Here is a 9,751-nt window from a genome sequence, read left to right on the forward strand (position 1 = left end):
ACAAAACCAACGAAAACCCGGACTTTATTTCACCGTCGCTTTTTTGCGCAATTCTTGCTGGAAGGCTTGCAGTTTTTGCTGTTGCAGTGTTTCTGCGATCTGCGGTTTGACTTCTTCCAATGTCGGCACTTTTGCGGCGCGAACATCTTCGAGCTTGATCACGTGGTAGCCGAACTGGCTCTTGACCGGAGTTTCGGTAACCTGGCCTTTTTGCAATGCGATCATCGCGTCGGAAAACGGCTTCACATAGGCGCTCGGAGCGGCCCAGTCGAGGTCGCCGCCATTGGCTGCTGAACCCGGATCTTTGGATTGTTTGGCCAGATCTTCGAACTTGCCGCCGGATTTGAGTTTGGCGATAATTGCTTTCGCATCATCTTCTTTTTCGACCAGGATATGGCGCGCATGGTATTCCTTGTCGCCGGCCTGCGCCTTGAACTTGTCGTATTCGGCCTTGATGGCAGCATCGCTGACCGGATTTTTCTTGACGAAATCTGTGACCAAGGCACGGATCACGATCGACTGACGGGCAATTTCAACCTGATTCTTGACGTCGGCAGTGTTGCCCAAGCCGCGCTTGTCGGCTTCCTGAATCAGGATTTCACGATTGATTAACTCTTCCTTGATCATCGCGCGCAATTGCGGCGAATCCTGCTGGCCTTGCGACGCCAGTTGTTTGGCCATCATGTCAACACGCGAGGAAGGTATCGCCTTGCCGTTGACCACGGCAAGATTTTGCGCCATCACAGGCAGGGCAGCGGCGGCAAGAAGTACTACCAGCAAACGGGCAGGTTTTAAAGTCATCATTGATTCCTAGAATGGGGCGTAAAGAAAAATAAAAAAATAAATTTATTGTATTTCGGACGGCGCCAAGGCCGTAATGGCCAAGGCATGAATGTCGGAATGCATTAATTCCAGCAAGGAATCATACACCAGCCGATGGCGACTGAGACGACCTAGCCCCTCAAAATGGCTCGATACGATGCGCAGCGTATAGTGCCCACCACCGGATGCGGCGCCGGCATGGCCGGCGTGGTGCGCCGAGTCGTCTTCCAGTTGACACTCGGTTGGAGCGAAAGTTGCAATCAGCCTGGCCCGGATTGCATCGGAACGCGTGCTCATGCCGAATCCTTCATGTAGCGGGACAAGAACAGGCTTTGCGCGACGATGAACGCGAACATCAACCCCATGCCGCCGAAAAGCTTGAAATTGACCCAAGTTGCGGTCGGAAAGTTGAAGGCGACATACAGATTGAGAACCCCCATGGCCAGGAAGAATGCACTCCAGGCCAGATTCAGGCGCTGCCAGATGGCGTCGGGGAGTTTTATCTGTTGTTCCATCGTCGAGCGGATCAGGTTTTTCCGCATGAAAATCTGGCCGCCGAACAAGGCTGCGCCAAAGCACCAGTACAGCACAGTCGGTTTCCACTTGATGAAATTCTCGTTATGGAAATAGATGGTGGCGCCGCCGAAGACGCCGACTATCAGCAGCGACACCCACAGCATCGGATCGACTTTTCTGCCGCGCGCTAACAGATAAGCGATTTGCGCCACGCTCGCCACGATCATGACCACGGTAGCGAGCAGGATCGGCGCCTGGTCGGCAGTAATAACGCCGCCGGATACAAGGCCGGAAAAATAATGCGAGATCAGCGCTTGCGCCGAATCGGCATGACTTTCGCCCCATTTGAATACGGTAAAGAAGATAATGACAGGCAGCAGATCGAATAAAAATTTCATTGTGGCAATTTAGTTTAAGTTTTCGGCTCGAATCGCAATGATGCTGAATTAATGCAGTAACGCAGCCCGGTTGGCGGCGGTCCGTCGGGGAACACGTGGCCCAGGTGCGCGTCGCATACATTGCATAAAATTTCGGTACGTATCATGCCATGGCTGCGGTCGACATGCTCGGAAACATTTTCCGGGTTGAGCGGCTTGAAATAACTCGGCCAGCCGCAGCCGGAATCGAACTTGGCATCCGACTCGAACAGCGGCGTGCCGCAGCACACGCAGGTATAGATGCCGGCTTCGTGGTGATCCCAGTAGCGGCCGCTGAAAGCGCGTTCGGTGGCCGCATGGCGGGTGACTTCGTAATCGAGCGGATCAAGCAGCGCCTGCCATTCGGCATCGGTCCTGGTGATTTTGGGTACGGCCATGATGTCTCCGTCAGGATGAACAGCTGACTTCCAGCGTACTTGCCCAGTCCGGCGGCAATTCGGCGTAGGCGGCGTGTTCCGGCTGTTCGTCAAACGGTTTTTCAAGAATCGCCAACAGCTTGGCGACTTCCGAAAAATCCTTGTTCTGCGCTTTTTCGATGGCGACCTGCGCCAGGTAGTTACGCAGCACGTATTTGGGGTTCACTGCCTGCATTGCAAGCCTGCGCTTGATGTCGGCGCTGTTTTCCTGCCGCAGCCGGCTGCGGTACTGGCCGGCCCAGGCATCGAAGCCGGGGCGGTCGAGAAACAAGTCGCGCAACGGCGCATCGGCACCGGCGTCGTCGATCTGCAACTCGCACAGCAGACGGAAAAACAGCGTGAAATCGACATGATTGGCCTGCATCAGGCCGAACATCGCATCCAGCAGCGCGCGATCCTGCTGCTGCGTGCTGGCCAGGCCGAGCTTGGCGTGCAGCAGGCGATCGAGTCTGGCAAGGTAATGTGCCTGAAACGGTTCCAGCGCCGCCTTGGTCGCATCGACGCTGCCGATCAGCGGCAGCAGCGCCTGCCCCAGCGCGTAGCAGTTCCATTCTCCCATCTGCGGCTGCATCCGGTACGAATAGCGGCCCTGGCGGTCGGTGTGGTTGCAGATGTGCTGCGCATCGAAGGCTTCCATGAAGCCGAACGGGCCGTAATCGAGCGTCAGGCCGAGTATCGACATGTTGTCGGTATTCATCACGCCGTGCATGAAGCCGACGCTTTGCCAGTCGGCCATCAGGTGCGCGGTGCGCTGCGTTACTTCCTGCAGCAAGGCCTGGTATGGATTGCCGGCGTCGCGCAAGACCGGATAGAAGCGATCGATGACGTAGTCGGCCAGCGTTCTCAGCGCGTCGATCTTGTCGTTATAGAACCAGTGCTCGAAGGAGCCGAAGCGCACGAAGCTGGGCGCAATGCGGGTCACGACCGCGGCGGTTTCCGGCGTCTCGCGCAGCACGTACTGATCCGAGCCGGTCACGCACAGCGCGCGCGAGGTCGGGATGCCTAGCCCGTGCATCGCTTCCGAGCACAGGAATTCGCGGATCGAGGAGCGCAGCACCGCCCGCCCGTCGCCCATGCGCGAGTAGGGCGTCAGGCCGGAGCCCTTGAGCTGCAACTCCAGCCAGCCATTGCCGGAGCCGCTGCAATCCGGCACGTCGCCCAGCAGGATCGCGCGGCCGTCGCCGAGCTGTCCGGCCCAGACCCCGAACTGGTGGCCGGAATACACCGCCGCCACCGGCAGCGCGCTGTCCGGCGTGCGGTTGCCGCTAAAGGTTTCGATGAATTCGCGTGTGGTGAATTCGGCCGGCTCCAGCCCGATCAGCTGCGCAGCCGAAGCGCTGGCGCCGACCAGATAGGGCGCGGGCAGCGGCGTGGGCATCAGCCGGGTGAAAAATGCCGGCGGCAATGCGGCAAACGAATTGCCAAGCGGCAGGGTGTCGGTGCGATACCCGGGCCGGGGCGAAATGGGGGCGTTCATGCGGATGGATCCTGTCAGTGTCTATTGCTTGCCGCCAGTATGGTCCGATATCGGAAATGCCGGCGCAACGCTTTTGGATCGCAGTATCACACTATCCGTAAAGTCGTGCATTTTCGCCGCAATCTGCCTGCGCGGCATTCCGGCAATACTTTTTCCATTTTATATACTGCACATTGTATTTATTTTCCCGTAAGTAATATTTGCGATAAGTGCATGATTAAATCCCATACTCCCGATTATATTTCCTCGTTGTAAAAGAGGATGGCGGCGCTGCTGGCGCGGATATTCATGCTGTCCTGCACAACCGAAAAGCATTGACCTTTTTAGCACCACCGTTCGAAAATCAGCAGATCGCAGCTTGCCTATTCCAGGAGAAACCATGTCGCAATATCCAGAAAGCCCGCTGATGGGGCAGATGATGAGCCAGCCTTTGCTGATTTCCAATATCATCCGGCACGCCGATCGCTATTACGGCAAAAGCGAGATCGTCTCAAGACGGGTCGAAGGCGACATCCATCGCTACACCTATGCCGATTGCCACCGGCGGTCGCGGCAGCTGGCCAATGCGCTGGCGGCGCTGGGCGTCGCGATGGGGCAGCGGGTCGCCACCATCGCCTGGAACGGCTATCGCCATCTGGAAGCGTATTACGCGGTTTCGGGCTCCGGTGCGGTGCTGCATACGATTAATCCGCGCCTGTTCCCGGAGCAGATCGCGTACATGGTCAATCATGCGGAAGACCAGTATGTGCTGTTCGACATGAATTTCCTGCCGATCATCGAGGCGATTGCACCGCACTGCAGCACGGTCAAGGGTTTCGTGATGCTGTGCGCGCGCGAACACATGCCCGCCGCCAGCAAGGTCGGCAATCTGCTGTGCTACGAGGACTTGATCGCCGCCAGTTCCGATGATTACGAGTGGCCGCTGTTCGACGAGAATTCCGCTTCCAGCCTGTGCTACACCTCCGGCACCACCGGCCATCCGAAGGGGGCGCTGTATTCGCATCGCTCCACGTTGCTGCATTCGTATGCATCGGCGATGCCGGATGGCCTGAACGTTTCCGCGCGCGACACGGTGGTGCCTGTGGTGCCGATGTTCCACGTCAATGCCTGGGGCTTGCCGTATTCGGTGCCGCTGGTCGGCGCGAAAATGGTGTTTCCAGGTCCGGCAATGGACGGCAAGTCGCTGTATGAATTGTTTGAGCATGAGCAGGTGACGTTTTCCGCCGGGGTGCCGACCATCTGGCTCGGCTTGCTGACGTATGTGGCGCAAAACAACCTGACCTTCTCCAGCTTCAAGCGCACCGTGATCGGCGGCTCCGCCTGTCCGCCGGCGATGATGAAAACCTTGCGCCACCAATATGGAGTGGAAGTGGTGCATGCCTGGGGCATGACCGAAATGTCGCCGCTGGGCACCGCCTGCACGCTGTCGGTGCGGCATGCGGCCTTGCCGGAAGATGCCAAGCAGGCCATTCTGGAAAAGCAGGGTCATGTGATCTATGGCGTCGACATGAAGATCGTCGGCGACGACGGTCGCGAATTGCCATGGGACGGCAAAACCTACGGCAATCTGCTGGTCAAGGGGCCGTGGGTCATCAGCAGCTATTTCAAGGGCGAAGGCGGCGACGTGCTGGAGGACGGCTGGTTCCCGACCGGCGACGTGGCCACCATCGACGCCGACGGCTACATGCAGATTACCGACCGCAGCAAGGATGTGATCAAGTCCGGCGGCGAATGGATCAGCACCATCGAACTGGAAAACATCGCGATGGCGCATCCGGCAGTTCAGCAGGCGGCATGTATCGGCGTTGCCGATTCGAAATGGGACGAGCGGCCGCTGCTGGTGGTGGTCAGGAAGCCGGGCCTCGAAGTGACCAAGGAGGAGCTGATCCGGTTTTACGACGGCAAGATCGCCAAATGGTGGACTCCGGACGATGTCGCCTTCGTGGATGCGCTGCCGACCGGCCCTACCGGGAAAATCCTGAAAAACAAGATGCGCGAGCAATTCAAGGAGCACCAGTTGCCGGCAGCATAATCGATCGCATATTTGCGCTTGCCCATGGCGATTCAATGAAAATATAAGAAGCAGGGGTATATTTTATTTGCGCTATAAAAATGTGCGTAAATACCATGAAAATTTGCATACTCCTGATTTATGTTGAATATGTGCATTTATTCAACATGGCAAAGTAGCGCGGCCTTCATCTGCGCTACTTTTTTTCGTGCCTTTGGTAGACAATCCGTAGCACTTGAATAAACCCAAAACCAAGGGCGCCCCGCGTGGAGTTCACCTTAATTACCCTGTTGAATGGCTTGAGCTTACGGTTTTTTGCTGTTCATGCTGTCATCCGGCCTGACCCTGATCCTGAGTATGAGTGGGCGTGCTCAATTTTGCCCACGCCAGTTTTTATATGGCGGGCGCCTATTTCGCCTACGCCATCAGCACCAGGCTCGGCTTTTGGCCGGCCTTGTTCATTGCGCCCTTGCTGGCGGGCGTACTGGGCGCGCTGGTCGAACGCTATGGCCTGCGCGCGGTGCACAAGCACGGGCACATTCCAGAACTGTTGTTTACTTTCGGCTTGTCGTACCTGATGGTCGAGCTGGTGCAACTGATATGGGGCCGGGCGGCGGTGCCGTACCCGATTCCGCCCGGGCTGGATGGCACATTGTTTACCTTGTACAGCACCACCTTTCCGATCTATCGCGGCTTCATCATGCTGGTCGCCATGCTGATGCTGCTGTCGATGTATCTGATGCTGACGCGCACCCGCATCGGGCTGGTGATCCAGGCCGCGCTGACCCATCCTGATGCTCTGGAAGCCTTGGGACACAACGTGCCACGCGTGTTCATGCTGGTGTTCGGCGGCGGCTGCGCGCTGGCCGGACTGGCGGGCGTGGTCGGCGGCAATGCCTTCGTCACCGAGCCGAACATGGCGCATGCGGTCGGCAGCATCATTTTTGTCGTGGTGGTGGTCGGCGGCCTGGGATCGGTGGCCGGGGCGTTGCTGGCGTCGCTGTTGATCGGCGTGCTGCAGACCTTTGCGGTGGCGCTGGATTATTCGATCATCAGCGCGCTGACGGCGTTCGGCGCGCCCATCGACGCGCATGCCTTTGGCTATCCGGTGCTGCGGCTGACGATTGCGCAGGTCGCGCCGATCCTGCCGTACCTGCTGCTGGTGCTGGTCCTGATCTTCCGGCCGAAGGGCTTGCTGGGCACGCGGGAGTGATAGAGGTCATGAAATTTGCTCCGCAAAACATCCAGCGCTGGATCGTCTGGAGCGGCTTTGCGCTGATTTTGCTGATCGCACCGCTCATTTTCAATCAGGGCGCGTCGCTGTCGGTGCTGTCGCAGATCGGCACGCTCATGATTTTCGGCCTGTCCTACAACATGCTGCTGGGGCAGGGCGGCATGCTGTCGTTCGGCCACGCGGTGTACTCCGGGCTGGGCGCATTTTGCGCCATCCACGCGATCAATCTGGCCGCCGACGGCAGCGTGCCGATTCCGATATCCCTGATTCCGCTGGTGGGCGGTCTGGCCGGCATGCTGTTCGGCGTGCTGCTCGGCTATCTCACCACCCGGCGCTCTGGCACTACGTTCGCCATGATTACGCTGGGCATGGCCGAACTGGTGTTCGCCTGCGCGCTGATGTTGCCGGAATTTTTCGGCGGCGAAGGCGGCGTCTCGGCCAATCGGGTGGTCGGGCACGCCGTCCTCGGCATCAGTTACGGCCCGCAGATCCAGGTCTATTACCTGATTGCATTCTGGCTGTTCGTCAGCGCCATCGGCATGTACGCGTTTACCCAAACGCCGCTGGGCCGTATCCTCAATGCGGTGCGCGACAACCCGCAGCGGGCCGAATTCATCGGCTACGACCCGCAATGGGTGCGCTACCTGACGCTGATTCTGTCGGCTTTCTTTGCCGGCATAGCGGGCGGCCTGTCGGCCATTAACTTTGAAATCGTCAGCGCCGAGAACGTCAGCGCGCTGCGCTCCGGCGCCATCCTGCTGTTTACTTTCATCGGCGGCGCCGGATTCTTCTTCGGCCCTTTGCTGGGCGCCGTCATCGGCGTGTTTTTTACAGTCCTGCTGCCGGGTTTCACCAAGGCCTGGCAGCTGTATCTGGGCGCATTCTTCATCCTGATCGTGATGCATGCCCCGGGCGGCGTCGCCAGCGTTCTGATGCAAAATTTGCAGTTGCTGAAACACCGCAAGTTCAGCCGCGTCTGGCCTTGTCTGGCAGCAATCAGTGCGGCAGCGCTGCTGGCTCTGGCAGGTGCGGTAATCGCGATCGAAATGTTGTACCACCTGAGTCTGGAAGCGGTTAACGGCAGCGTGATGCGCCTGTTCGGTTTTGCCGTCGACGCCAAGGCGGCTCCAGGCTGGATAGTGGCGACGCTCTTGTTCGTGTCAGGTTGGCTTGGGGTGCATCGTGTCCAGCCGGCATTTCAGTGCGTCTGGGACGAAGTGCATGCGGAAATTGTGCATGAGAGTGCAAGCCGATGAGCGACTTTTCCCTTGAACTGAAGGATCTGCGCAAGAATTTCGGCACTTCAGAAATCATCCGCGGCACCAGTTTGCAGATAGCGCAAGGGGAACGCTGTGCGCTCATCGGTCCGAATGGTGCGGGAAAGTCAACGCTGTTCAATCTGATTTGCGGGCAAATTCCTCCCGGTTCCGGCGCAATTCTTCTCAATGGCCGCAGCATTGCCGGGCTGAAACCGTTTCAGATCAATCGCCTGGGCTTGTCGCGCAGCTTTCAGATTACGAATATTTTCCATCGCCTGACGGCATTCGAAAACCTGCGCTGCGCGGTGCTGTGGTCGCTCGGTTATAAATACGCGTTCTGGCACCGCCTGAGCGGCCTGAAGGATGCGCAGCAGCGCGCCGAAACCGTATTGACCGATATCGGCCTCATCCGGCGGCGCAATGTGATGGCCGGCTTGTTGAGCTACGCCGAACAGCGCGCGCTGGAAATAGGCATCACCGTCGCAGGCGGCGCCGATGTCATCCTGCTCGACGAACCCACCGCCGGCATGAGCCGCTCCGAGTCCGATGCGGCAGTGGAACTGATCCGCAAGGTCACGGCCGGCAAAACCCTGTTGATGGTCGAGCACGACATGAGCGTGGCATTCGGCCTGGCCGACAGGATTGCGGTGCTGGCATGCGGTGAAATCATCGCTTGCGATACTCCGGCCAATATTCGCGGCAACAGCGAGGTGCAGCAAGCGTATCTAGGCCAGTATCTGGGCCGCCGTGCAGCACCGGAATCGGCATGACGACGCTGCTCGAAATCAGGGATTTGCACGCCTTTTACGGCAAGAGCCACGTCCTGCACGGGGTCAACCTGTCGATTGCAGAAGGCGAGATCGTCAGCCTGCTGGGGCGCAACGGCGCCGGGCGCTCGACCACCGTCAAGGCGGCAATGGGGCAGGTCGCTGCTACCGGCTCGATACAGTTCAAGGGCGAGCAATTGATCGGCCTGCAGGTTTTTCAAATCGCCCGCAAGGGGCTCGGCTATGTGCCGGAAAATCGCGACATCTTTCCGACCCTGACGGTGGAGCAAAATCTGCTGCTGGGCCAGAAGAAGGGTAAGGAAAAAGCGCAAACAGCGCGCTGGTCGTTTGACGACATGTACTCCATGTTCCCCAGGCTCAGGGAGCGCCGCCAAGTCGCTGCCGGCCTGCTGTCGGGCGGCGAGCAGCAGATGCTGACGCTGTGCCGCACCTTGATGGGCGATCCCGACCTGATCATGATCGACGAGCCCACCGAGGGTCTGGCACCCCAGATCGTCGAGCTGGTGGCGCAATATCTGAAGGCGCTGAAAGACCGCGGCATTTCGGTGCTGCTGGTCGAACAAAAACTGGCGATCGCGCTGGAAATCTCGCAGCGCGTGTACGTCATGGGGCATGGCCGCATCGTCTTCGATGGCTCGCCGCAGCAATTGCGCAATGATGCGGTAATTCGCCGGGAATGGCTGGAAGTCTGACTGGAAACGCGCGCCTGCATCCGGCGGGGCATTCGGCATCGATTTTTTTCAAACTTAAAATAATACGATCGTTCTTTTTGTCGGTATAGTTAAAAATAG

9 protein-coding genes and 1 pseudogene are annotated in these 9,751 nt (G+C 58.5%); 5 read left to right on the top strand and 5 right to left on the bottom strand.

Annotated elements, in window-relative coordinates; translation table 11 throughout:
- Nucleotides 1-24: 24 nt before the first annotated feature.
- Genes HMCN_RS0115970 through HMCN_RS0115990 form a run of 5 tightly spaced genes read right to left on the bottom strand, consistent with a single transcriptional unit; the run spans nt 25 to nt 3,668 of the window.
- On the bottom strand, nt 25-801 hold the full coding sequence (locus HMCN_RS0115970) for a peptidylprolyl isomerase (RefSeq protein ID WP_025918321.1): 777 nt from the start codon (nt 799-801) through the stop codon (nt 25-27).
- A 45-nt stretch (nt 802-846) separates the two neighbouring features.
- Nucleotides 847-1,119, bottom strand: a complete 273-nt coding sequence (locus HMCN_RS0115975; RefSeq protein WP_025918322.1) for a BolA family transcriptional regulator — start codon at nt 1,117-1,119, stop codon at nt 847-849.
- Complete coding sequence (locus HMCN_RS0115980) at nt 1,116-1,736, bottom strand: septation protein A (protein WP_025918323.1); 621 nt, start codon at nt 1,734-1,736, stop codon at nt 1,116-1,118. Before HMCN_RS0115980 ends, HMCN_RS0115975 begins: the two co-directional genes overlap by 4 nt.
- A gap of 14 nt (nt 1,737-1,750) precedes the next feature.
- Nucleotides 1,751-2,152: a peptide-methionine (R)-S-oxide reductase MsrB gene (msrB, locus tag HMCN_RS0115985; RefSeq protein WP_025918324.1), complete on the bottom strand. Its 402-nt coding sequence runs from the start codon at nt 2,150-2,152 to the stop codon at nt 1,751-1,753.
- Between the two features lie 10 nt (nt 2,153-2,162).
- Complete coding sequence (locus tag HMCN_RS0115990; protein WP_025918325.1) at nt 2,163-3,668, bottom strand: YdiU family protein; 1,506 nt, start codon at nt 3,666-3,668, stop codon at nt 2,163-2,165.
- Between the two features lie 379 nt (nt 3,669-4,047).
- Between HMCN_RS0115990 and HMCN_RS0116000 the strand changes: the two genes are divergently transcribed.
- From HMCN_RS0116000 to HMCN_RS0116020, 5 genes and pseudogenes are all read left to right on the top strand, one after another.
- Complete coding sequence (locus HMCN_RS0116000) at nt 4,048-5,700, top strand: 3-(methylthio)propionyl-CoA ligase (protein WP_025918326.1); 1,653 nt, start codon at nt 4,048-4,050, stop codon at nt 5,698-5,700.
- 245 nt (nt 5,701-5,945) lie between these two features.
- A pseudogene (locus HMCN_RS17995) lies at nt 5,946-6,892 on the top strand (branched-chain amino acid ABC transporter permease).
- 8 nt (nt 6,893-6,900) lie between these two features.
- Nucleotides 6,901-8,169 (top strand): branched-chain amino acid ABC transporter permease, encoded by a 1,269-nt coding sequence (locus HMCN_RS0116010; protein ID WP_025918327.1) that lies wholly within the window; start codon nt 6,901-6,903, stop codon nt 8,167-8,169.
- Nucleotides 8,166-8,942 (top strand): ABC transporter ATP-binding protein, encoded by a 777-nt coding sequence (locus HMCN_RS0116015; RefSeq protein ID WP_025918328.1) that lies wholly within the window; start codon nt 8,166-8,168, stop codon nt 8,940-8,942. The genes HMCN_RS0116010 and HMCN_RS0116015 overlap by 4 nt, the downstream gene beginning before the upstream one ends.
- A complete protein-coding gene (locus HMCN_RS0116020) occupies nt 8,939-9,652 on the top strand; it encodes an ABC transporter ATP-binding protein (protein WP_025918329.1) in 714 nt (237 codons plus the stop codon). Before HMCN_RS0116015 ends, HMCN_RS0116020 begins: the two co-directional genes overlap by 4 nt.
- The last annotated feature ends 99 nt before the right edge of the window (nt 9,653-9,751 follow it).

Source organism: Herminiimonas sp. CN (genome assembly GCF_000622895.1).
In the GTDB taxonomy this organism is placed as follows: Bacteria; Pseudomonadota; Gammaproteobacteria; order Burkholderiales; family Burkholderiaceae_D; genus AVCC01.